The 23,256-nt window shown below is 68.0% G+C and carries 20 protein-coding genes and 1 tRNA gene; 12 read left to right on the top strand and 9 right to left on the bottom strand.

Annotated features, from left to right (window positions below):
• Nucleotides 1-112 precede the first annotated feature (112 nt).
• From BLV31_RS20505 to BLV31_RS20485, 5 genes are all read right to left on the bottom strand, one after another.
• Nucleotides 113-790 carry a hypothetical protein gene (locus BLV31_RS20505; RefSeq protein ID WP_006553845.1) on the bottom strand — a complete coding sequence of 226 codons (678 nt, stop codon included), beginning with the start codon at nt 788-790 and terminating at the stop codon, nt 113-115.
• A 157-nt stretch (nt 791-947) separates the two neighbouring features.
• Nucleotides 948-1,577 carry a DUF2461 domain-containing protein gene (locus tag BLV31_RS20500; protein WP_064060589.1) on the bottom strand — a complete coding sequence of 210 codons (630 nt, stop codon included), beginning with the start codon at nt 1,575-1,577 and terminating at the stop codon, nt 948-950.
• A 33-nt stretch (nt 1,578-1,610) separates the two neighbouring features.
• Nucleotides 1,611-2,588 (bottom strand): ribose-phosphate diphosphokinase, encoded by a 978-nt coding sequence (locus BLV31_RS20495; protein ID WP_006553847.1) that lies wholly within the window; start codon nt 2,586-2,588, stop codon nt 1,611-1,613.
• Nucleotides 2,585-4,060: a bifunctional UDP-N-acetylglucosamine diphosphorylase/glucosamine-1-phosphate N-acetyltransferase GlmU gene (glmU, locus tag BLV31_RS20490; RefSeq protein WP_006553848.1), complete on the bottom strand. Its 1,476-nt coding sequence runs from the start codon at nt 4,058-4,060 to the stop codon at nt 2,585-2,587. The genes BLV31_RS20495 and glmU overlap by 4 nt, the downstream gene beginning before the upstream one ends.
• Before the next feature lie 79 nt (nt 4,061-4,139).
• A tRNA-Gln gene (locus tag BLV31_RS20485) sits at nt 4,140-4,211 on the bottom strand.
• Nucleotides 4,212-4,403: 192 nt separating this feature from the next.
• Between BLV31_RS20485 and BLV31_RS20480 the strand changes: the two genes are divergently transcribed.
• The 6 genes from BLV31_RS20480 (at nt 4,404) to BLV31_RS20455 (ending at nt 11,190) form a co-directional block, all read left to right on the top strand.
• The gene (locus BLV31_RS20480) at nt 4,404-5,009 is read left to right on the top strand and encodes a TetR/AcrR family transcriptional regulator (RefSeq protein WP_024103232.1); all 606 of its coding nucleotides are present in this window, start codon (nt 4,404-4,406) and stop codon (nt 5,007-5,009) included.
• A gap of 83 nt (nt 5,010-5,092) precedes the next feature.
• A complete protein-coding gene (locus BLV31_RS20475) occupies nt 5,093-5,734 on the top strand; it encodes a ScbR family autoregulator-binding transcription factor (RefSeq protein ID WP_033098277.1) in 642 nt (213 codons plus the stop codon).
• Complete coding sequence (locus tag BLV31_RS20470) at nt 5,731-6,060, top strand: helix-turn-helix domain-containing protein (RefSeq protein ID WP_024103234.1); 330 nt, start codon at nt 5,731-5,733, stop codon at nt 6,058-6,060. The genes BLV31_RS20475 and BLV31_RS20470 overlap by 4 nt, the downstream gene beginning before the upstream one ends.
• A 66-nt stretch (nt 6,061-6,126) precedes the next feature.
• Entirely contained in the window at nt 6,127-6,705 is a 579-nt protein-coding gene (locus tag BLV31_RS20465) for a PIN domain-containing protein (RefSeq protein ID WP_039958469.1), read from the top strand.
• A gap of 112 nt (nt 6,706-6,817) precedes the next feature.
• Nucleotides 6,818-10,471, top strand: coding sequence for a transcription-repair coupling factor (gene mfd, locus BLV31_RS20460; protein ID WP_064060591.1), 3,654 nt, complete (start codon nt 6,818-6,820; stop codon nt 10,469-10,471).
• Nucleotides 10,468-11,190 (top strand): nucleoside triphosphate pyrophosphohydrolase, encoded by a 723-nt coding sequence (locus tag BLV31_RS20455; protein WP_064060592.1) that lies wholly within the window; start codon nt 10,468-10,470, stop codon nt 11,188-11,190. The genes mfd and BLV31_RS20455 overlap by 4 nt, the downstream gene beginning before the upstream one ends.
• A 7-nt stretch (nt 11,191-11,197) precedes the next feature.
• On the opposite strand, the gene BLV31_RS20450 is transcribed toward BLV31_RS20455, so the two are convergent.
• The 4 genes from BLV31_RS20450 to BLV31_RS20435 are packed head-to-tail and all read right to left on the bottom strand — an operon-like array spanning nt 11,198 to nt 15,425.
• On the bottom strand, nt 11,198-12,310 hold the full coding sequence (locus tag BLV31_RS20450; RefSeq protein WP_064060593.1) for a class I SAM-dependent methyltransferase: 1,113 nt from the start codon (nt 12,308-12,310) through the stop codon (nt 11,198-11,200).
• Nucleotides 12,307-13,347 (bottom strand): NAD-dependent epimerase/dehydratase family protein, encoded by a 1,041-nt coding sequence (locus tag BLV31_RS20445; protein ID WP_064060594.1) that lies wholly within the window; start codon nt 13,345-13,347, stop codon nt 12,307-12,309. The genes BLV31_RS20450 and BLV31_RS20445 overlap by 4 nt, the downstream gene beginning before the upstream one ends.
• 36 nt (nt 13,348-13,383) lie before the next feature.
• The gene (locus tag BLV31_RS20440) at nt 13,384-14,172 is read right to left on the bottom strand and encodes a glycosyltransferase family protein (protein ID WP_033098266.1); all 789 of its coding nucleotides are present in this window, start codon (nt 14,170-14,172) and stop codon (nt 13,384-13,386) included.
• Nucleotides 14,169-15,425: a class I SAM-dependent methyltransferase gene (locus tag BLV31_RS20435; protein ID WP_064060595.1), complete on the bottom strand. Its 1,257-nt coding sequence runs from the start codon at nt 15,423-15,425 to the stop codon at nt 14,169-14,171. Before BLV31_RS20435 ends, BLV31_RS20440 begins: the two co-directional genes overlap by 4 nt.
• Nucleotides 15,426-15,658: 233 nt before the next feature.
• On the opposite strand from BLV31_RS20435, the gene BLV31_RS20430 reads away from it, so the two are divergent.
• The 6 genes from BLV31_RS20430 (at nt 15,659) to BLV31_RS20405 (ending at nt 23,164) form a co-directional block, all read left to right on the top strand.
• Complete coding sequence (locus BLV31_RS20430) at nt 15,659-16,123, top strand: GyrI-like domain-containing protein (RefSeq protein WP_064060596.1); 465 nt, start codon at nt 15,659-15,661, stop codon at nt 16,121-16,123.
• Nucleotides 16,120-16,545: a hypothetical protein gene (locus BLV31_RS20425; protein ID WP_064060597.1), complete on the top strand. Its 426-nt coding sequence runs from the start codon at nt 16,120-16,122 to the stop codon at nt 16,543-16,545. The genes BLV31_RS20430 and BLV31_RS20425 overlap by 4 nt, the downstream gene beginning before the upstream one ends.
• Before the next feature lie 71 nt (nt 16,546-16,616).
• Nucleotides 16,617-17,369, top strand: coding sequence for a hypothetical protein (locus BLV31_RS20420; RefSeq protein ID WP_174556321.1), 753 nt, complete (start codon nt 16,617-16,619; stop codon nt 17,367-17,369).
• Entirely contained in the window at nt 17,369-19,576 is a 2,208-nt protein-coding gene (locus BLV31_RS20415; RefSeq protein ID WP_064060602.1) for an Rv1355c family protein, read from the top strand. Before BLV31_RS20420 ends, BLV31_RS20415 begins: the two co-directional genes overlap by 1 nt.
• Nucleotides 19,577-19,589: 13 nt before the next feature.
• Nucleotides 19,590-21,497, top strand: coding sequence for a putative bifunctional diguanylate cyclase/phosphodiesterase (locus BLV31_RS20410; RefSeq protein WP_064060598.1), 1,908 nt, complete (start codon nt 19,590-19,592; stop codon nt 21,495-21,497).
• A 92-nt stretch (nt 21,498-21,589) separates the two neighbouring features.
• Nucleotides 21,590-23,164 (top strand): sugar transferase, encoded by a 1,575-nt coding sequence (locus BLV31_RS20405; protein ID WP_064060599.1) that lies wholly within the window; start codon nt 21,590-21,592, stop codon nt 23,162-23,164.
• Nucleotides 23,165-23,256 lie beyond the last annotated feature (92 nt).

Here is a 23,256-nt window from a genome sequence, read left to right as displayed (position 1 = left end):
AGGTGCGGTAACGACAACCGTCGTGACGTGCGGTAACGACGGCAGCCCCGGCACCGGACCGTCGAGCGGACTCGACGGAGCGGGACGGGGCTGCGGTGGTGTGAGCCGGCGACTAGCTGCCGGATGCGCTCAGACGTGCCTTCTCGAGTGCGGCGAGGGTGCGCAGGATCGTCGCCTTCTGCTTCTCCAGATCGCTGCGGCGGGCGCGGGCGGCGAGGCCGTTCTGCTCGGCGACGAGCGCGAGCTGCGCGTCGATCGCGGAGAGCTGATCGAGCAGCGCGAGGGCCCGGGTCTGGATCTCCTCGACGTCCACGGCGCCCGTCCGGACCGGAGCCGCGGACTTCGCCGGCTTGGCCGAAGCGGACGAGCTGCGGGTCGCGGAGGCCGGACGCGTCGACGTCTGCGCGGAGGAACCGGTGTGGCCCTCCGTGATCGCGGCGGCGCGGGGACGCAAGGCCTTGCGCACGAGCGCCGGGTCGGGCTGCTCGGCGAGACGGATGTCGTTGAGGGCGCGGCGGGCCTCGCGGGCGGCGAGGCGGTGCTCGTATTCCTCCTCGTCGTCGGACTGCAGGGTGCCGCCGATGGGGCGCAGGCCGTACATGCCCATGAACTTGCGGGCCTCGTCGATGACGGCTTCGTGCTTACGGCATGTGGCACAGCGAGGTTCGTTGCGGAAGACCTCGACAGAGTCGGTGTCGCCGCACCAGACGCACGCACCCGGCGACCATCGTCGGACCGTTCGGATTGTCGCGTTTTCCGTAGGGGCTTCGAGAGTTTGCGCGTCGGTCACGAGGTGCCACTTTAGGTGAAAGCCGAGTTACGCAGGGGAGGGGGGTCTCGCACGACCTGCGACGATTTCACGCGGCGTGACGAAGATCATCCCCGTCCCGGCGCGTCCTTCAAACCATTGCGCCACACAGCATTTCCATACCACCCGGTCTGCCGGATCACGTTGTGGTAGCAGCGGTGAGCCAGCGCACCAGCGGCCGGAACTCACGCCACGCCGAACGCACCTCCTCGAGGGTGCGCGGACTGTCGATCCACGGCGGGGAGATCTCGGTGCGACCGGCCCACAGCGACCGGTGACGCATGAGTTCGATGCGGGGATGATCGACGTCCACGCCGCGCGGCCGGGACTTCAACCGGTCGCCGCCGATCTCGTATCCCGCGCGTTCGAGCTTGCGCACGATCCTCCCGAGCTCGGGGCCGCGACGGTCGTGATCGACCCCGGTCCGGTAACCGGCGATCTGATCGGACGAGCCGTGGAACAGGCCGGCGGCGACCCGCAATCCGGCGGCGTTGATCTCGACGTAGTAGCCGACGCTCTGCGCGACGGAGGCGAATCCGCCCTGGTGGGTCTTGTACGGCAGCTTGTCCTTGCTGAACCGCACGTCGCGGTACGGGCGGAAGGCCTTGCCCTCCCCGAACTCCTCCTCGAGTTCCGCAAGTAGGGCAAGCATCGGGCCGCGCACGCAGTCGTCGTAGACGGCCTTGTGCGCGGCCCAGAATGCTTTGCTGTTGTCGGCCTCGAGATCGTCGTAGAAGTCGATGGCCGCGACGGGAAATCCGGTGAACACCCGGACAAGTCTGCCCCGTCGTCGAGCGGAAGGTCAGGCGACCCCGTTGAACAGCGAGGTGACCGAGCCGTTCTCGAAGACCTCGCGGATCGTCTGCGCGAGCAGCGGAGCGATCGACAGCACGGTGAGGCAGTCGAACTGCTTCTCCGGCGGGATCGGCAGCGTGTTGGTGACGATGACCTCCTTGGCGCCGCACGAAGCAAGGCGCTCGGCGGCCGGGTCGGAGAGCACACCGTGGGTGGCGGCGATGATGACGTCGCCCGCGCCGGCCTCCTTGAGGATCTTCACGGCGCCGGCGATGGTGCCACCGGTGTCGATCATGTCGTCGATCAGGATGCAGGTGCGGCCGTCGACCTCACCGACCACGCGGTTCGACTTGACCTGGTTGGGCACCAGCGGGTCGCGGGTCTTGTGGATGAACGCCAGCGGCGCGCCACCGAGGGTGTCGGCCCACTTCTCGGCCACCCGCACGCGACCGGAGTCGGGGGAGACCACGGCGATGTTCTCGACGCCGTACTTGCCGCGGATGTACTCGGCGAGCTGGCCCTGTGCGTGCATGTGGTCGACCGGACCGTCGAAGAAGCCCTGGATCTGATCGGTGTGCAGGTCGACCGTGATGATGCGGTCGGCGCCGGCGGTCTTGAGCAGATCGGCGATCAGGCGGGCGGAGATGGGCTCGCGGCCGCGGTGCTTCTTGTCCTGACGGGCGTAGGGGTAGAACGGCAGGATCGCGGTGATGCGCTTGGCCGAACCACGCTTGAGCGCGTCGATCATGATGAGCTGCTCCATGACCCACTGGTTCAGCGGGAACGGATGGCTCTGCAGCACGAAGGCATCCGAACCGCGCACCGACTCCTCGAAACGCACGAACGTCTCACCGTTCGCGAAGTCCCGTGCCGTCTGCGGGGTGAGGGGGACGCCCAGTTCCTTCGCGACCTGCTCTGCCAGCTCGGGATGGGCCCGGCCGGAGAAGAGCATCAAGTTCTTCTGGTTGTCGATCCAATTGGTCACTGGTTCTGGCCGTCCTTCTGGCGATCGTGGTCGTGCGGCTGCTGTGCTCTCGATGCTGCCTCGGCAGCGGGGGTACCGGCGCGATTTCGCTGGACCCACCCGTCAATATTGCGCTGTGGCGTACCCGACACCGCCAGCGCCCCCGGAGGAACGTCGCGACGGAGTACTGTTCCGGCGCCCGTGTAGGCGCCGTCGCCCACCGTGAGGGGAGCGACGAACATAGTGTCCGACCCGGTCCGGACGTGCGATCCGACGACCGTGCGGTACTTCTTCACCCCGTCGTAGTTGACGAACACGCTCGATGCCCCGATGTTGGAGTGCTCGCCGATCTCCGCGTCGCCGACATAAGTGAGGTGGGGGACCTTCGAATGCGCTCCGATCTGCGCGTTCTTCGTCTCGACGAAGGCGCCGAGCTTGCCGCACGCGCCGAGTTCGGTGCCGGGGCGCAGGTAGGTGAACGGGCCGACGGTGGCCTCCGCGCCGATCACGGCGTCGGAGCCGTGGGTGCGCATCACGGTGGCGCCGGCGCCGACCTGCACGTCGGTCAGCGTCGTGTCGGGGCCGACCTCCGCGTCGTCGGCGATCACCGTGCGGCCGCGCAACTGCACACCCGGGTGGATGGTGACGTCGGCGCCGAGCACGACGTCGACGTCGATCCACGTCGAAGCCGGGTCGATCACCGTGACACCCTCGCGCATCCAGTGCTCGAGCAGGCGCCGGTTGAGTTCGGTGGTCAGTGCGGCGAGCTGGACGCGGTCGTTGACGCCGGAGACCTGCACCGCGTCGTCGGTGTGGAGTCCGCGGACGGTGTGGCCCTCGTTGCGGGCGATCTTCACGACGTCGGTCAGGTACAGCTCGCCCTGCGAGTTGTCGGCGCTCAGCTTGCCGAGCGCGGATCGCAGCGCGGCCGCGTCGAAGGCGTACACGCCCGTGTTGATCTCCTGGATCGCGCGCTGCGTCGGCGAGGCGTCCTTCTCCTCGACGATCCCGGCGACGTCGCCGTCGGTGGTGCGCACGATGCGTCCGTAGCCGGTCGGCTCGGACACCGTCGTGGTGAGGACGGTGACGGCGGCAGGTTCGGTGTCGAGGTGTGCGTCGAGCAGTTCCTGCAGGGTGTCGGAGCGGAGCAGCGGGACGTCGCCGGCGGTGACGACGACCGTGCCGTCGAAGTCGTCGGGGAGGGCGCCGAGGCCGCACTCCACGGCGTGGCCGGTGCCGAGCTGTTCCTCCTGGACGGTCACCCGGATCTCGCGGTCGAGATCCGCGGCGACGGCGCTCACCTCGGCGGAGACCTCCTCGCGGCGGTGCCCGACGACGGTGACGAGATGGGCGGGTCCGAGTGCGGCGGCGGCGTACAGGGAGTGAGCGAGCATCGTGCGTCCACCGAGGGTGTGCAACACCTTCGGTGTCTTCGACCGCATCCTTGTTCCTGCTCCGGCTGCCAGCACGACGATCGCGGTCTGCACCTGCATGTAGCTCCCTCGACACGTTTCTGTACGCCGGTCCGTGCGTACACCGGGGAAGCGCTGAGGCTCCCCGGGACGGTTCCCGCTCCGCCGCCAGGACTCGAACCTGAACTATCTGAACCAAAATCAGAGGTGCTGCCGATTACACCACGGCGGATTGCCACACCCCCGCGGCGGAACCGGCGGGCGTGCGCCCCTGATCCTCGCACGAGACGGCGTCGACGTCGAACCTGGGGTGGCGCGATCGGGAATGGATAGGCTGTCGAACGTTCGAGTACGTCCCGCCGCCGAAGGAGGACCTGTGTCGCAGGCGTCGCAGAAGCGAACCGAGCGCGCTCCGCGGATCCGGATGACGGGCACGCAGCGTCGGGAACAGCTCATCGAAATCGGTCGCGCCCTGTTCGCCGAGCGCGGCTACGAGGGCACCTCCATCGAGGAGATAGCCCAGCGGGCGCAGGTCTCCAAGCCGGTCGTCTACGAGCACTTCGGCGGTAAGGAAGGTCTCTACGCGGTGGTCGTGGACCGCGAGATGACCGTGCTGATGTCGATGGTCACCGAGAGCCTCACCCGCAACCGGTCGAGGATCCGCGTCGAGCGGGCCGCGCTCGCTCTGCTCACCTACATAGAGGAGCGCACCGACGGCTTCCGCATCCTCGTGCGCGACTCGCCGATGTCCGCCGAGGAAGGCACCTATTCGAGTCTGCTCAACGAGGCGATGCGTCAGGTGGGGAAGCTGTTGACCGGCGACTTCTCCCGGCGGGGGCTCAACCCGGAGTTCGCTCCGCTCTACGCCCAGGCTCTCGTCGGCATGGTCGCCACCACTGCGACGTGGTGGCTCGACCGCCGCACTCCGTCGAAGGAGGACGTCGCGGCCCACCTCGTGAACCTGTGCTGGAACGGCCTCATCGGTCTGGAAGCGGACCCGAAGCTCGGGGAACCCCCGGTTTCCGAATAGTCCTCTCGTTTCCGGGACCGTCTGCTCTCTACTTTCAGGTAAGTGGCGTTATCGTTGGGATACCCGTGAGAAGGCAGGCTGTGGTGGGACGACAAGTACGCGCAGAGGTGACACGCGAATCGGTGCTGCAGGGCGCAGCGACGATCTTCGTGCGCGACGGGTACGCGGACGCGAACCTGGGCGACATCATCGAGGAGGCCGGCGTCACCAAGGGTGCGCTGTACTTCCACTTCGGTTCGAAGGAAGAACTGGCGCGCGGGGTGATCGACTCCGGCTATCTCCGCTTCGAGGCCGCCGCCGAGTCCAAGATGGACCGCCGTTCCCCGGCGCTCGAGACACTGATCGACCTGTCGGTCCTGCACGTCGACATGTCCGAGACCGATTCCGTGGTGCGGGCGATGTTCCGGCTGCTGGTCGAGATCGGCGACTACCAGGGCACCGAGCACCGGCCCTACGAGATCTGGCAGAACAACCTGCAGGAGCTCGCGGCCCGGGCCGCCGACGAGGGCGACCTCGTCGAGGACGTCGACGTCCACGCGGTCTCCCTGCTGCTGCTCGAACAGGCGATGGGCGCCCGGATCATGGCGAACGCTCTCAAGGCGACCGAACGGCTCGCAGAGCAGACCGGTGCGATGTGGCAGATGATCCTGCCCGCGCTGGTGCCGGCGAACAAGCTCGAATACTTCCGGCAGTTCGTGGAGCGCCGTCTGCGGCTGCAGTCGTGACCTTCGGGCCGTTCTCCGCCGAGGAGGCCCCCGCGGCGCTGGCGGGTCTGCTCGACCGGTTCGGGTCCGACACCGCCGTGACGATCGGTGTCGTGCCGTCGTTGCTCACCATCGCCCAGGCCGCCGACGTCCTCGGCTGCTCCCGCCGGCACGTCGCGCGCCTGGTCGACACGGGCGCACTCTCCGCCGACTTCCACGGCCTGCACCGGCGGGTGTCGCGCTCCGACGTCCTCGACCTCGCGAAGCAGCAGGCGGAGGTGGTCACGACGGTCCTCGACGGACTCGCCGATCTCACGCGGCGCGAAGGACTGTACGACCCGTTCTGACAGCATGACGCGGCCCGCCGCGGCAGCACGGTACGGTCCGTTCCGACGGTTCGACGAAGGGTGACGATGCCGGTTCGAGTGGTGCTCGATGCGACGGTCCTCGCCCGCCCCCGCCTGCGCGATGTGGCGCTCGCCCTTACCGAAGACGGCCTCTACCAACCCTTCTGGAGCGACGGAATCATCGCGGAAGTGGACCGCCGACTGCCGCAGGAACTGCTGCGTCCCGCCCGCGACTTCCTCTTCGCCGAACTCGACCGCGCCTTCCCCGACGCCCGGGTGGTCTGGCCCACCACCGTGCTCCGCGAGGTGCCGCACGTGACGGGACCGAGGGAGGCACACGTGACCTCGGTGGCGCTGCTGTGCCACGCCGACGCCGTCGTCACCGCCGACCCCGAGCTCACCGGGGCACTGGAACGATCGGGTATCGAAGCGTGGACACCCGACGCTTTCGTCACCTTCGCGCTCGACGCCGATCCCGTCCGCACCCGCGCGGCACTGCTGAGAATGGTGCGCCGTCGCTGGCTCGCCGACGATGACACCCGGCGCGAGGCGGACGACGACGAACTGTTCGCACGGCTGGCCGAGTGGGCCGCGCGCGACCTCGGTGCAAACAGCGCCGACCTCCTCACGCCCCCGGCGCGGTAGCGCGTTTCACGCCCCGGCGCGGTAGCGCGTTTCACGCCCCGGCGCGGTGACGCGCGGGGAACAGCGGAATAGACTCGACAAGGTTCTCGTCCCACACTCAGGAGCGCCTTCCTTGTCTGCTGTGCCCCCGGCCGCTGTCCCACTGTCCGGATTGGCGCGGATCGCGCTGGCCGACGACAGACTGCGCAGGATCGGCGAGCTCGCCGGTTCCGCCGAACAGGAGATCGTCGCCCCACCCGCCGCGCGGCCGTTCGTCGCGGCGGCGCTGGCCGAGAAGACACCTCTGCTCGTGGTCACCGCCACCGGACGCGAGGCCGACGATCTCACCGCCGAACTCACCGAGATGTTCGGCGAGGGCGTCACGCAGTTCCCCTCATGGGAGACCTTGCCGCACGAGCGCCTGTCGCCGAGCGCCGACACGGTCGGCCGTCGCCTGCACGTCCTGCGTCGCCTCGCGCGTCCCGACGATCGCGATCTCGGGCCCGCACTGCGGGTCGTCGTCGCCACCGTGCGGTCGCTGGTGCAGCCGATGGCTCCCGGACTCGGCGAGATCGACCCCGTCACGCTGCGGGTCGGCACCGAACACGACTTCGAGGAACTCGTCGAGCGGCTCGTCGAACTGGCGTACACCCGCGTCGACATGGTCGGCAAGCGCGGTGAGTTCGCGGTGCGCGGCGGCATCCTCGACGTCTTCCCGCCCACCGCCGACCATCCGGTCCGCGTCGAGTTCTGGGGCGACGAGGTCACCGAACTTCGCTGCTTCTCCGTCGCCGACCAGCGTTCGATCTCCGAGGTCGACGTGCCGGTGCTCGTCGCGCCGCCGTGCCGCGAACTGCTGCTCACCGACGAGGTCAAGGCCCGCGCCGCGCAGCTCGCCGAGGACAACCCGGCCGATGCGGCGCTCGTCGAGATGCTCGACAAGATGGCCGGCGGCATCCCCGTCGAGGGCATGGAAGCGTTGCTGCCGGTGCTGCAGCCCGGCGAGTTGCAGTTGCTCACCGACGTTCTGCCCGCCGGGGCGCACGTGCTGATCTGCGACCCGGAGAAGGTCCGCACCCGTGCGAGCGATCTCGCCCGCACCGGGCAGGAGTTCCTCGAGGCGTCGTGGACGGCCGCCTCGATCGGTGGTGCGGCGCCGCTCGACACCTCGAACCTCAACGGGGTGGACGGCCGGAAGCTCGATCTCGGCGCGTCGGCCTACCGGTCGCTGCGTCAGGTGCGCGAGGCCGCGCAGGCCGCGGGCAGACCGTGGTGGACGCTCAGCCCGCTCGCCTCCGGTGCCGACACCGAACTCGTCCTCGACGTGCAGCCGGCCCCCGAGGTCCGCGGCTCCGAGGACCTGCTGTCGATGCTGTTCGTGAACCTGCGCGCCCACGTCACCGCGGGGGGCCGTGCGGTGATCGTCGTCGCCGGTGCGGGCACCGGACAGCGCATCCTCGAGCGGCTGAAGGAGAACGAGGTCCCCGCCGCGAAGCTCGAACCGGGCACCGAACCGGTGCGCGGGCAGGTCGGCGTCATGCGCGGTTGCCTGCACGAGGGCGTCGTCCTCCCCGGCAACGACGACAACGTGGTGCCGGGGCTGGTGGTCGTCACCGAGGCCGACCTCACCGGTAACCGCGTGGTCACCGAGGGCCGCAAGACTCCCGTCAAGCGTCGCAACCAGGTCGACCCGCTCGCCCTGAACGCCGGTGACTTCGTCGTCCACGACCAGCACGGCATCGGCAAGTTCGTCGAGATGGTCGAGCGCACGGTCGGTGGTGCCCGCCGCGAGTATCTCGTCATCGAGTACGCGCCCGGCAAGCGGGGCCAGCCCGGCGACAAGCTGTTCGTGCCGATGGAGCAGCTCGACCAGCTCTCTCGGTACGTCGGCGGTGAGCTGCCGTCCGTCAGCAAGCTCGGCGGATCCGACTGGGCCAACACCAAGCGCAAGGCGCGCAAGGCGGTTCGCGAGATCGCCGGCGAGCTCGTGCGGCTGTACGCGGCGCGGCAGGCCTCGCCCGGCCATGCCTTCGCGCCCGACTCGCCGTGGCAGAAGGAGATGGAGGACGCCTTCCCCTTCACGGAGACACAGGACCAGCTCACGGTGATCTCCGAGGTTAAGGCCGACATGGAGAAGGCGGTGCCGATGGACCGCGTCGTGATCGGCGACGTCGGCTACGGCAAGACCGAGATCGCGGTGCGTGCGGCCTTCAAGGCCGTGCAGGACGGCAAGCAGGTCGCGGTGCTCGTCCCCACGACCCTGCTCGCGCAGCAGCACCTGCAGACCTTCACCGAGCGGATGGCGGCCTTCCCCGTGACGGTGAAGGGGCTGAGCCGGTTCACCGACGCATCCGATTCGCGCGCGATCACCGAGGGCATGGCCGACGGCACCGTCGACATCGTCGTCGGCACCCACCGCCTGCTCCAGACCGGGATCCGCTGGAAGGACCTCGGTCTCGTGATCGTCGACGAGGAGCAGCGTTTCGGCGTCGAGCACAAGGAACACATCAAGGCGCTGCGCACGCACGTCGACGTGCTCACGATGTCGGCCACACCGATTCCGCGAACCCTCGAGATGAGCATGGCCGGGATCCGCGAGATGTCGACCATCCTCACCCCGCCCGAGGAGCGGCACCCGATCCTCACCTATGTGGGTGCGTACAACGACAAACAGGTCGCCGCGGCGATCCGCCGAGAGCTGCTGCGCGACGGTCAGGTCTTCTACGTCCACAACCGGGTGAGCTCGATCGACAAGGCCGCCAAGCGACTCCGCGATCTCGTCCCCGAGGCGCGGGTCGCGGTCGCGCACGGGCAGATGAAGGAGGAGACGCTCGAGAAGACGGTGCAGGGCTTCTGGCAGCGCGAGTTCGACGTGCTGGTGTGCACGACGATCGTCGAGACCGGCCTCGACATCTCGAACGCCAACACGCTCATCGTCGAACGTGCGGATTCGCTCGGTCTGTCGCAGCTGCACCAGTTGCGCGGCCGCGTCGGGCGTTCGCGTGAGCGCGGCTACGCGTACTTCCTGTACCCGGCGGAGAAGCCGCTGACGGAGACCGCCTACGACCGACTCGCCACGATCTCGCAGAACTCCGATCTCGGCGCGGGTATGGCCGTGGCCATGAAGGACCTCGAGATCCGCGGCGCCGGTAACGTTCTCGGTGCCGAACAGTCCGGCCACGTCGCCGGCGTGGGCTTCGACCTGTACGTGCGGCTCGTCGGCGAGGCCGTCGAGGCGTACCGGGCCGCGGCCGACGGCCGCACGGTCACCACCGACGAAGCGCCCAAGGAGGTGCGGATCGACCTTCCCGTCGACGCGCACATCCCGGCCGACTACGTCGCATCCGACCGGCTGCGCCTCGAGGCGTACCGCAAGCTCGCCGCCGCGAACGACGACGCCGCGATCGCCACGGTCGTCGACGAACTCGTCGACCGTTACGGTCCGCTGCCCGATGAGGTGCAGCGGCTCGTGTCCGTCGGCCGGTTGCGGTTCCTGTGCCGCGAGTACGGCCTCGAGGAGGTCGCGGTCACCGGCACCCAGATCCGGATCTCGCCGATGGAGCTGCCCGACTCGAAGCAGATGCGGCTCAAGCGGTTGTACCCGGGAGCGCAGTACCGCGCGACGAGCGGTCTCGTGCAGCTGCCGATCCCGCGGACCGGCGGGGTCGGATCGGATCGGGTGCGCGACGTGGCGCTGCTGCAGTACATCGCCGACTTCCTGCTCGCCCTCGACGGCAAGCCGCAGGGCTCGGTGGACCTGAACAGCGCGGCGACGGTGAATGCATGACCGACTACACCGCTCTCGCCGAGGCGGCGGCCGTGATGGACAGACTGTGGTCGTTCGGGGGATGGGAGGTCACTCAGACCCACGAGAGTCTGCGCCGCTATCTGATCGAGGAGACCTACGAGTTTCTCGACGCCGTCGAGTCGGGTGATCCGGACGAGCTCCGCGAAGAACTCGGCGACCTGCTGCTGCAGGTGCTGTTCCACTCCCGGATCGCCGAGGCGAACGGGCAGTTCACGGTCGACGACGTGGCGGCGACGCTCGTCGCCAAGCTGGCCGCGCGCAGCCCGCACCTGACCAACGGGCACACCGGTCCGCTCGACGTCGCGGAGCAGGAAGCGGCGTGGGAGATCGCGAAGAAGACGGAGAAGGCACGCACGTCGTGCCTCGACGGGATCGCGATGGCGCAGCCCGCACTCTCCCTGGCCGACAAGGTGATCGAACGCGCGATGCGAGCGGGTTTCCCGGAGGACCTGGTGCCCGAGACGTTGCGGGTCGTCCGGATCACAGGCACGGGCGACACGGAGTCGACGCTCCGATCGGCGATCCTCGCGTTCGCCGGATCGATCCGGGCAACGGAGAAGGCCGCGCACACCGACGGAGTTCCGCACGGCGGGCTCGACGAGGATGCGTGGCGTCGCTACTGGGCACCCGCCGGCGAGCACCGCGGGGGACCCGCAGACGAGCACCGCGGGGGACCCGCAGACGAGCACCGCGCCTGAATGTGTCTCACCCGACCCACCGGACCCCGTGCCGGCTGTCGGGTGGAATACACCAGCGGCCCTCGAACTCCGGGAACTGCGCCCGCACTTCGGGGAGCAGATCGGGGACGGTGAGCAGGATGCAATCGGGGGATGCATCGCGCAGAGCGGTGAGGTCGACGATCGGGACGTCCGTTCCCGGCATTCGCCGTCCGGCCTTCGCCGGTGAGCCGTCGGCGACGGCCTCCATGACGGAGCGGTCGACACCCGCACGAGCGAACAGTGCCACGGCCCGGGAAGCCCCGCCGTAGGCGAAGACCCGTCGGTGTTCGGCGGCCGACTTGCGCAGCCAGGAGACCAGTTCGTCCACCTGGCGGTCGGCCTGCCGTTGCAGGGTGCGGAGTGTCGCAGCGCTCGTGATGCCGGTCGCCCGTTCGGCGGCGAGGATCCGGCGTGCACTCAGTCCCGCATTCGTCCACGGATCCCGTTCGGCAGCGACCAGCACGGTGCCGCCGTAGAGGTCGAAGGTCCAGGCCTCGGAGATGTGCAGTCCCACGTCCTCGAGCAGTCGCCGCAGCGCGGTCAGTGAGTAGTACGCGAAATGACCGTGCCGCAGGGCGTTCCACTGGCCCTGCGACACGATGGCGGAGAGGGTGTGGAACTGGAGCAGCAGCACACCGTCGGGGGAGAGCGCCGCCGCGCGTTTGAGGAATGCCGCGCGCTGATCGGCTTCGTGCATGATGCCGAAGCTGTCGAGGACCAGGGACGCGGCGGCCCCGGGGAAGGCGGGCTGGAAACCGCGTTCGATCAGCAGGGGGAGCCAGGTGCCGCCGTGCGGACTGCCGAACTCGATCACCGTGCGGCCCTTCAGCCTGCCCGCCCGCTCGACGACCTCGACGGCCTCGCGGGCCTGCTCGCGCAGCGCCTCCGGCTCGATGCCGCGGGGCTCGTCCGGGACGGTGTCGTCGTCCGCCAGCTGCGCCAGTCCGCAGCCGGTACACAAAACCATCGCCAGTTCGTGGGCTGATTCGGCGGGTAAAGGAGGCGAGTCCCCGGGTGGAAAGAAATCGGCGGGCGGGACCGCTCCGAGATCGAGGACTCGCTCGAGGCGATCGTGGCCGCACGCGCGGCACCTGTTCATTCGCGGAACACGCCCGCCGGCCGTGGCCGCAGCGTCGGGTCGAGGCGTCCCGCATCGGACAGCCGCCGCAGATGTGCCAGGCGCGTGAAGCGCTGGGTGAAGTCCTCCTTCGTGAGGCCGTCGGCGACGAAGTGACGGAACAGTTCGGCAGCGCCTGCGTCGACACTCCACGACGGAACGAAGGCCGGCATGGCGCGGCGAATGGCCGAGAAGTCCACACGATACGAGCGTGGGTCGGGACCGGTCTCGCCGGTGATGGAGACGAACGACCCGGGGACCGCGCGGGTGACGGACTCGGCGATGTCGCGTACGCGGACGTTGTTGGATTCGGTGCCGACATTGAAGGCGGCGCAGTGCACATCGCTCTCCGGTGCGGTGAGGGCACACGCGAACGCGAGGGCGATGTCCTTCGCGTGAACGAGGGGACGCCACGGGGTGCCGTCCGACAGCACGCGCACCTCGCCGGTGAGCACCGCGGTGCCGACGAGATTGTTCACGACGATGTCCGCGCGGAGCCGTGGCGAGTATCCGAAGGCTGTGGCGTTGCGGAGGAAGACGGGACAGAAACCCGAATCGGCCAGGGCCGCCACGTCGTCCTCGACCCGGACCTTGCTCACGGCGTAGGGCGTGAGCGGCCGGAGCGGAGCACTCTCGTCCACGAGATCGTCGCCCGCGCTTCCGTACACCGAACAGGTCGACGCGTAGAGGAACCGGCGCACACCGGCCTCCTTCGCGCACCTGGCGAGGTGGACGGATCCGAGATGGTTGATGTCGTAGGTGATCTCGGGTGCGAACGCACCGAGCGGGTCGTTCGACAACGCCGCCAGGTGGACGACGGCGTCGAACCCGGTGAGGTGCTCGGTTCCCACATCGCGGATGTCGACGGTCATGCCGGGCGGATCCTGCGGTGCCGTGCCGAGAGTGCATTCCGCGAAGAGTCCCGTGTCGAGACCGACGACCTCGTGACCGCGGGCGAGCAGTTCGGGCACCATGACGGATCCGAGATATCCCTTGTGCCCTGTGACGAGTACGCGCATGTCAATCTCTCCCGGGATCGTCGGCGGTCATGAGGTTCACGAGGTCACCGCCGGTGTCTCCCACACCGTCCACGGATGGATACCGCGTGCGAAGTTGTCGTCGAGTTCGGCGCGTTCCTTGAAGGTGTCGGCCGGTTTCCAGAACCCGAAGTGGCGATAGCCGAACAGTTTCCCCTGGCCTGCGAGCGGTCCGCACACGTCGGCGACGAGGTCGCCGCCGGGTGGCAACAGGTCGAAGATCGCCTGGTTCAGGACGAAGTATCCGCCGTTCTCCCAGATGGGGAAGTTGCTGACCGGGGTGATCTCCTTGATCTCGCCGTTCTCCGCGACGTCGACGCAGTGGAAGGACGACTGCGGGGGCACGACGAGCATGGAGGCCGTGGCCCCGGACGTGTGGAACGCCTCGATCATGTCGTCGAGCGGGGCATCGGTCAGCACGTCCGCGTAGTTCGCGAGGAAGTGCTCGTCGCCGTCGAGATATCGGCGGACGCGGCGCAGGCGTTCGCCGATCGCCGATTCGAGTCCGGTGTCGACGAAGGTGATCTTCCAGTCGCTGATGTCGGTGCTGAGGCAGTCGACCCGGTTGCCGTGCAGGACGAAGTCGTTGGACTGTTCCTCGTGGTAGTCGAGGAAGAACTCCTTGATCTTGGATGCGCCGTAGCCGAGGCAGAGGATGAACTCCTTGTGCCCGAAGTGCGCGTAGTAGCGCATGATGTGCCACAGGATGGGGCGCGGACCGACCATCTGCATGGGCTTGGGGATCTGGTCGTTGCGATCGTTGCGCATGCGCATGCCGTAACCGCCGCAGAACAGTACAACCTTCATGATGTGGTCCTCCAGGACAGTTCGGGTTCACCGATGGCCGTGTGGATGGTGGGGAGGGGGAAGACGAGATGTCCGCCCCAGTCCACGATGTAGGCGAGCTGGCGGGTCAGCTCGGGTTCGAGGTTCCAGGGCAGTGCGAGGACGATGTCCGGCCGGTCCTGGGCGATCCGCTCGACGGGCTCGATGGGGATCCGGGTCCCCGGGGTGAAGCGTCCGTGCTTGTACGGATTCCGGTCGACGGTGTAGGACAACAGGTCCGGTCGGATTCCGCAGTAGTTCAGCAGGGTGTTTCCCTTGCCGGGTGCACCGTAGCCGACCACCGACAGACCGTCCTCGCGGCACTGCAGGAGGAAGCGCAACAGCTCCAGGCGGGAGGTACGCGCGAGCGGTTCGAGCCGGAAGTAACCGGTGGGATCGTGCAGTCCTGCGCGCCTTTCGATCTCGATGACCTCTGCGACGCGCGGCGTCCGGTTCTGCGCGACCTGCTCGGGTCGTGCCCATACGCGGATCGAACCACCGTGGGTGTCGAGCAGTTCGACGTCGACGACCCGGAGTCCTCCCGACGCGAGGGCCCGGGCGGCCGACAGCACCGTGTAGTACTGGAAGTGCTCGTGGTAGATCGTGTCGAACTGGCCGAGCGCCACCAGGTTCAGGGCGTGGTGGACCTCGATGCTCAGCCAGCCGTCGTCGGCCATGAGCAGACGCAGTGCCCGCGTGAATCCGACGAGATCGGGTACGTGGGCGTAGACGTTGTTGGCGACGACGAGGTCCGCGGGTCCGTGTTCCGACCGGATGCTTTCTGCGAGTTCGACATCGAGGAATCCGGTGTGGGTCGGCACACCGGCGGCCCGGGCCGCCTCCCCGACGTTGACCGAAGGTTCGATGCCGAGGCACCGGATGCCGGCATCCACCGCGTGACGGAGCAGGTAACCGTCGTTGCTCGCCACCTCGACGAGGGTCGAATCGGGTCGCAACCGCCCGTTTCCGAGCGCGTCGCGCACGAAGCGCCGGGCGTGGTCGACCCACGACTGCGAGTACGAGGAGTAGTACGCGTACTCGGTGAAGGTGTCCTCCGGAGTGATCAGCGCGGGTATCTGCAGCAGCAGGCAGTCCTCGCACAGGCGCAGGTGGAGCGGGTAGGTGCATTCCGGGAGGTCGAGCTGCTCGGCCGTGAGGAATCGTTCGCACGGGGGAGTGGCTCCGAGGTCCAGGATGCTGGTCAGGCGGTCCGAATTGCACAGTCGGCACTTCATGCGGGTGCCCCCTCGCTGGAAGAAGCGTGTCCGGGCCGGCGCCCGAACTCGATGCCCCCAATAAACCATACTCAAAGAAGGGAAACAAGCTGAAAAAAGACTTTAGTTTGGTTTTCGTGTTGGCTGGAAACCTGCCGTCTCACCCCCTAGCCTCATATTCGTAGTCGTTGTGCCGGTGTCGGGCAGTGCACGCGATGCAGGGGGAAGCTGGACGTGTTTGGAGGAACTGCCCGATGTCGTTTCAAATCGTGGATCGCCGCGAAACCCTCGTTGCCGGTATTCCGGTTCGTAGTCCCCGCCGAGCTCTCGGCCAACTCCGAGATCCGCACCTCGAAGAGGCATGGGCTGCCCTGCTGAACGGGGAAACCTACGGTCCGTTCGCGGCCACCTACACCGATCACGCGGAAGACATAGATTCGTACTACACGCAGACCGTGGGGTTCTGCTGCTCGTCGGTCGACGACGTCCCCGAGGGGTATGTCGTATCCCGTGTTCCGGCCGGCACCTACGCGAAGTTCTCCGCGGTGGGAAGTCGATTCACGGACGTCTTCGACGACCTGTGGCGCCAGATCTGGGACGCCGAAGCGGAGGGTGAGATCACCCGCGCCTTCACCGGCGATTTCGAGACCTACCCGCACGCCTTCGGAATCGAACTCTACGTCGCGATCGTCGACCCGAGGCAGGAGGAGGAACGATGACGTTCACGGTCGTGAAGGTGGAACCTTGCCTCGTCGGCGGACTCGTGGTCCCGGGAGCGGAACCGGGAGTTTTCGGAGAATCGGGCGATCTGACCGATTTCACCCTGGAACGGTTGCGGCTGCGGAAGATTCGCGATCTCGTGGCGGTGTTCAACTGCCAACCCCGCGTCGGCTGGTCCGCGGTCTTCGGATACCGCCTCGGCAATCCGGACGATCTGGAGGTCGGCGACTCGATGATCCGGGTCGACGAGCGGTACGCCGCGCGTTTCGTCCCCGACGGCCCGTCGCCCGATCTCTACAAGGATCTCTGGCGGCAGGTGGAGATGGCCGAGAAGGAAGGCGCGATCACGCGCGCCTACACCCAGGAGGTGGCGGTCATCCCGGAACGGGGCGAACCCGAGTTGTACATCTCCGTGATCTGAGCATGCCCCGGTTCGCCGAGCGCGACCTCGTCGGGGGGCGTTCGGCGGATCGCGGGCGGAAAGGGCCGCCCGTGTATCCCCAGCCGCTCTTCATGCGCCGCACGCTCGACTTCTGGGACGAGGACTCGGGATATCACTTCGTCGCCGCCACGCCGCAAGGCGAGCCGGACCTGTGGGTGCAGTTCCTCGACGGCGCCCGCGCCGCCTACCGCCGTTTCGGCGCCGAGGGCGCTCTCGAATACGCATCGATCCGTGACGGGACGTCCACATCCTTGTTCTTCGCCGCCGTGACGACGGACGGTGTCGTCCAAGGAGGCTCCCGCGCCCAGGGGCCGTACGGCAGCGGACGCGAGTCGCACGCCTTCCGGGAATGGACCGATCCCGGCATCCGGGCGAGGATCGCGCGGATACTCGACGCCTACGTCCCCCACGGCCTCATCGAGGTGAAGAGCACGTGGGTGGGCTCCGGTGCGGTGCGCCGGCACGAACTCAGCGCGGGCGTGGCACGCACACTGACCTATTCGATGGAACTGCTCGGCACGCGCTACCTCGTGGCCACCTCGGCGAGCACAGCGGTGGCCCGCTGGCAGGAGGTGGGAGCGGAGATCGTCGACGAGATCCCGCCCTGCCCCTATCCGGACGACCGCTACCGGACGCACCTGATCGTGTGGGACGTCGAGCGGTGCAGGTCGGAGCGGCGGAGCCGCGAACTCGAGAAGCTCCTCGCCTCCGATGCGGCGCCCGGTTTCACGTATATGTCCTCCCTGCTTGCTCTACGCTCGCTGGAAAGGGGCGACCTGAAGGGATCGGGTGGGGAGATGTGATGCCCTCGGAGGACATACCGTGCGCGGCGTTGCTACTCGCCGAGGACCTCGAAGCGGACATGGACGTCCTGGATCGGCTGCGTCGCGACGGCGTGGACCTACGGGATCGACTGGACGACCAACGAGCAGGCCTCGCCGCTCTCGATGACGACCTCCCGGATGAGGCCCCGCGATGGGCCTACTATCCCTGGAGCCGCATCGCGGTCCGGATCCTCGGCCCGGCCGGATTCGACCGACTCCGGCTCGACCGCAATCGCAACAAGATCACCGCCGAAGAACAGGCACGCCTGCGGTCCGCGAAGGTGGGCGTCGTCGGACTGAGCGTCGGCTACGCCGTCGCCTACACCCTCGCCCTCGAGGGGGCCTGCGGCGCACTACGTCTCGCCGATTTCGATGAGCTCGAACTGTCCAACATGAACCGATTGCCCGTATCGGTCACGGACCTCGGCGTGAACAAGGCCGTGATCGCGGCACGGCGGATCGCCGAACTCGACCCCTACCTGCCCGTCGAGGTATGGACCGACGGCGTCACCCCCGACACGGTGGGGGCGTTCTGCCGGGACCTCGACGTGGTGGTCGACGAATGCGATTCGCTCGACGTGAAGCTGCTGATCCGGACGGAAGCGGCGCGGCGACGGCTCCCCGTCGTGATGCACACCAGCGATCGAGGACTGCTCGATGTCGAACGGTTCGATCTCGACGGCGACCTGCTGCCCTTCCACGGTCTGCTCGGCGATATCGACCCCGAAACGCTGCAGACCCTCTCCACCCGCGACAAGGTCCCGTACGTGCTGTGTCTGCTCGACCCGGAGGAGATCTCCGCGCGCATGGCGGCCTCCATGCTCGAGGTCGGTGAATCCCTGGAGACCTGGCCGCAACTCGGAGCCGACGTCGGCCTCGGCGGCGTGACCGTGTCCGCGGCGGTGCGCGGGATCGTCCTCGGTCACCCGATCGCGTCGGGACGGGTCCGGATCGATCTCGACCGGCACCTCGACGCGCTCGACGTGCCTTCTGTGCACTCCGCGGCACCCGACGTGCCTTCTGTGCACTCCGAGGCACCCGACATGCCTTCTGCGGCCCCTGGGGTGCCTGCGGGCGCCTCTCCGGACGGGGAGACGCCGCAGGATCCACTGGAGGCCGTGATCGACGCCGCGATCCGGGCACCCTCCGGCGGTAACGCCCAACCGTGGTCGATCGTCGTCGAACCGGACTGTTTGACGTTCGCGCTGGCACCCGAACCGGAACCCGTCCTGATGGACCTGCACCGGCGCGGGAGTCTCGTCGCGCTCGGCGCGGCCCTGCACAACGCGCGGGTGGCCGCGGCAAACCACAAGATCCTGGGTCCCGCCACGGTGCTCGACCCTCCCGGCGAACCGGAGCCGGGTGTCCCGCTGGCCCACCTGGAGCTGGGGAGCGACACCGATCCGGATCTCGCGGCGTACCACTCGGGCATGCTTGCGCGCGCGACCAACCGCTCACCCGGTGACCCCCACACCGTCACGGACGACGAACTCGAGGCGATGCACGCGGCCGCCCGGCTCCTCGGCGGACGTATCGAGGTCGTCACCGAGAGCGACGACATCGCCCGCCTTGCAGAGATCCTCACGGAATCGGACCGCGTGCGGTATCTCGACGGCCGGCTCCGCAGCGAGATGGTCGCCGAGCTGAGGTGGCCGGACGACCCCGATCCCGACAGCGGGATCGAAGTGGACTCGCTCGGGCTCGACACCGCGGAGGCGGCAATGCTCGACGTCGTCCTGCGCGACGACGCCCTCGACCTGCTCGAGGAATGGGGACTCGGAAGGGGACTCGGCAGGATGACCCGCGACCGCGTGCTCGGCAGTGCCGGGCTCGTCGCGGTGTTCACCGAGGGCCGGTCGCCCGCGGACTACATCCGGGGCGGTGCGGTGGTCGAGAGCGTCTGGATCGCGGCGCAGGAGGTCGGTCTGGCCGTCCAGCCCGTGTCGCCGGTCTTCCTGTACGCCGATACGCGGAGCGATCTCGAGCACCTGAGCCCGGAGCATGTCGACGATCTCGACGTGCTCCGGCAGGAGCTGGCTGCCGTCCTGGAGGTTCCCGCGGGCGGAGGCCTCGCCCTGCTGCTGCGCTTCGGCCGTGCCTCGGCGGCGACGATGCGCAGCCGGCGCCGTAACGACCGCGTGCGCCACGCCGGCGACGTCGACGGACTCATCCCTGCTCGAGGCTGACGACGGAGGCCTCATGCCCGGTACGAGAAGAACGCTGGAAAGCCTGGTCACCAGGATCGCCGCTCGGCTGATGCCCGCGGACGCTGCGTCGCACCTCGAGGTGGTGCGTCTCGTGCTCCGGGATCTCGTCGACGATCTCGGGGTCGACACCTGCTTCCTGAGGTACAACGACCACGAGATCGGGGCGACGATCCTGGTCGCCGAGTGGCCTACCCGGGAGAACGTGCCCGACCCCGATCCGATCGGTGTCGTCTACTTCCGCGATGCGGATCCCGTCTTCGCCGCTGTCGAGCATCTGAAGGAGCCACTCCTGGCGGGTGCCGGTGGGGCGTCGTATCCGGTCGTGGAGTCGCCCGACTACACCGAGCGGGTGTTCGCCGCGTCGGGATGGTCGGAGGTATCCATGGTGGCCGTGCCGCTCGTGTCCGGGCAGATCACGACCGGCGTACTGGGGTTCGTGAACGAGGGTGGCCGGCCGTGGAGCGAGGACGAGGTCAACGCGTTGACATTGATCGCGGTCCTGCTCGCGCAGGTGCAGGCACGTGTCCGCGCGGAAGAGGACCTGCGGCGCGCCGCCTACGAGGACGCCCTCACCGGACTCGCGAGCCGGCGCGCTCTGTTCGAATATCTCGACAAACGGCTCGAACCGGGCGCCGAGGGGCCCGTCGGGTTGCTGTTCCTCGACCTCGACCGCCTCAAGGCGTTGAACGACTTCCTCGGTCACGACGCGGCCGACTCGTATCTCTGCAGGATCGCGGACCGTCTTGCGAAGGGCAGCCGACCCGACGACCTCGTCGCCCGGCTCGGCGGCGACGAATTCGTCGTGGTGCTGGCCGGCCCGTCGTCGATGGAGGAGGCGATGGAACGGGCCGAGGTGTACCAGGACGCGGTGGGAGCGTCCGTCGCGCTCGGCAACCGGACCGTCGGGCGCGGCGTCAGCGTGGGTGTCGCGCTCGGGACGCCGGGGGAGCTGAGTTCGGCGACCCTGCTCAGTCGCGCCGATCAGGCGATGATGGTGGCCAAGCGGCAGGGCGGCAACGGTGTGGGTGTGTTCACCGAGGACATGAACGAGAAGGGCAAGCGCCGCACCATCATCGAGATGAACCTCCGGACGTCGATCGACGACGAACATCTGACACTGGAGTACCAGCCCGAGATCGACCTGCGGACCGGGACGATCCTCGGCGTCGAAGCGCTCGTCCGATGGAACCGGTCGCCGCTGGGGGTGCTCCAGCCGGGAGAATTCGTCGAAGTCGCCGAGGCCACCAATCTCGCCGGGGAACTGGGGGAGTGGGTCGTCACACGGGCCTGTGCGCAGCTCGCGGAGTGGAAACGGAAAATCCCCGACCTGCGGATCACGATGAGTGTCAACGTCTCTCCCGTCCAGCTGGTGTCGATGGATTTCGACGCCACAGTGAGATCGGTCCTCCACCGCCACGGCCTCGTGGGGTCGGAGCTGTGCCTCGAGATCACCGAGAACGTGGTCGTCGGAGACCTTCAGCGCACGAAGGACACCCTCCGCCGGCTCGAGCGCCTGGGGGTCTGGGTCGCGATCGACGATTTCGGGACCGGGTACAGCTCGCTCGGGCATCTCAAGGCCCTTCCCGTCGACACACTCAAGATCGACAAGGGTTTCGTGCAGAATCTCGAGCACAGCGAGGAAGACCGGGTCATCGTCGATTCCATCGTGGGGCTGGCCTCGTCGTTCGGTCTGCAGGTGGTCGCCGAGGGTGTCGAGACCGTCGGTACGGTGAAGCAGTTGCTGGATCTGGGTTGCACACGGGCGCAAGGATTTCTGTTGAGCAGGCCGACCACGCCGGACCGGCTCCGGTGGATGCTTCAGGCCGGGAGTGTGCGGTTGCCGTGGAACATGGACACGTGGGCGGCGACGAAGACCGTGAAGAGCCGACTGACCCACTGAAGATGCTAGAAGTCTGTTATTGCGTGAAAAACAATCTCAAGGTACGGTTTGGGAGTCGGGGTAACCGTGACTCCGGACTGGGGTGACCTTGAATGTACAAGCGTGAGAACGACTTCGCGACGGTTCTCGACACGGATTCCGACCGTGACGCACCGACGACGAAGGCCGGGTCAGGACCGAACGGGGCACGGAAGATCGGATCGACCATCGTGCTCCCCGTGGGCTCGCAGGTCGCGTCCGTTCCTCCACCGGTACGCCGGCCGAGAACCGAGCGCCGCTACAGATCGGTGGTGACCGGCTTCGACCTGTTCGTGCTCGTGATCGCCCACGTGGTCGTCACGGTCGGATACCACTCCTTCGACCAGATCGACTCGTGGCGCACCCCCGTTCTCATCGGCGCCTCGATGACTGCGGCGATCGTCTCCCTCGGAATCCAGAAGGCCTGGGACGAAAGAATTCTCGGAACCGGCACAGAGGAGTACCGGAGGGTCGTCCGCGGATACGTCTTCGCCGTCGCCGCCCTGGCCGTCGCCGGATACGGATGGGGCACCTCGGCCGGTCAGTCCTGGACGTTCGGCTCGCTGCTGATCGCTCTCGTGCTCACCCTGCTGGGGCGGACGCTGCTCCGCCGTCACCTCTCGAAGGCCCGCACCGAGGGTCGATATCTGCACTCGGTGCTCGTGGCCGGAGACGTGGAGGAGGTGCACGAGCTGGTCTCCCGGGCCGACTGCCTCCGACGCGCCGGATGGCGGGTCGACGGCATCTGCCTCGCCGTCGACCGCGGCGCCGACTCCCTGCCGGTGGCCATCGACGACATCCCCGTCCTCGGCACCGACGAGATCGTCCTGGCCGTCGCCGAGCAGCACAACTTCGAGGCCGTCGCACTCCTGCCCTCCGGTCGGTGGCCGCACGCGCGGACACGCAGACTCAGCTGGGACCTCGAGAAGATCGGTGCCGAGCTCCTCATCGCCCCCGTGCTCATGGACGTCGTCGGCCCGCGCCTGCACATCTCCCCGCTCGAGGGGCTGCCCCTGTTGCAGATGAGCGCCCCCAGCTACAGCGGCCCGGCCTGGATCGTGAAGAACGTCTTCGATCGGGTCCTCGCGGTGCTGATCCTGATGGTGATCGCGCCGGCACTGCTCGCCGTCGCGGTCGCGATCAAGGTCGGCAGCAGAGGACCGATCCTCTTCCGTCAGCAACGGGTGGGACGCGGCGGAACCCCGTTCACGATGTACAAGTTTCGCAGCATGGTCGTCGGCGCCGACGAGCACAAGGACGACATCGCCGATCACGACATCGGTGCCGGAGTGCTGTTCAAGGTCCGCGAGGACCCGCGGGTCACCAGGGTCGGCCGCTTCATCCGGCGGTACTCGCTCGACGAACTGCCGCAACTGTTCAACGTGGTCAAGGGCGACATGTCGCTCGTCGGCCCGCGCCCACCGCTCGAATGCGAGGTCGCCCGGTACGGACAGGACGGCGCGGCGCGGCGGTTGTTCGTCAAACCGGGTGTGACGGGACTGTGGCAGGTCAGCGGACGCAGCAATCTGTCCTGGGACGAGTCGGTACGGGCCGATCTGCGGTACGTCGAGAACTGGACCTTCATGCTCGACCTGTCGATCCTGCGTCGCACCATCCGGGCGGTCCTCAGCGGGGACGGCGCGTATTGAGGGACATCGTTGCCGAAACAGCGGTGGAGTCCGACCCCTCGCGGATTCCACCCTCCGAGGCCGGCGCCGACGATCAGGCGGGATCGTCGGCG

Source organism: Rhodococcus pyridinivorans (assembly GCF_900105195.1).
Lineage (GTDB): Bacteria > Actinomycetota > Actinomycetes > Mycobacteriales > Mycobacteriaceae > Rhodococcus > Rhodococcus pyridinivorans.
The sequence above is the reverse complement of the archived record's forward strand: the minus strand, read 5'-3'. Positions and strand labels throughout refer to the sequence as shown.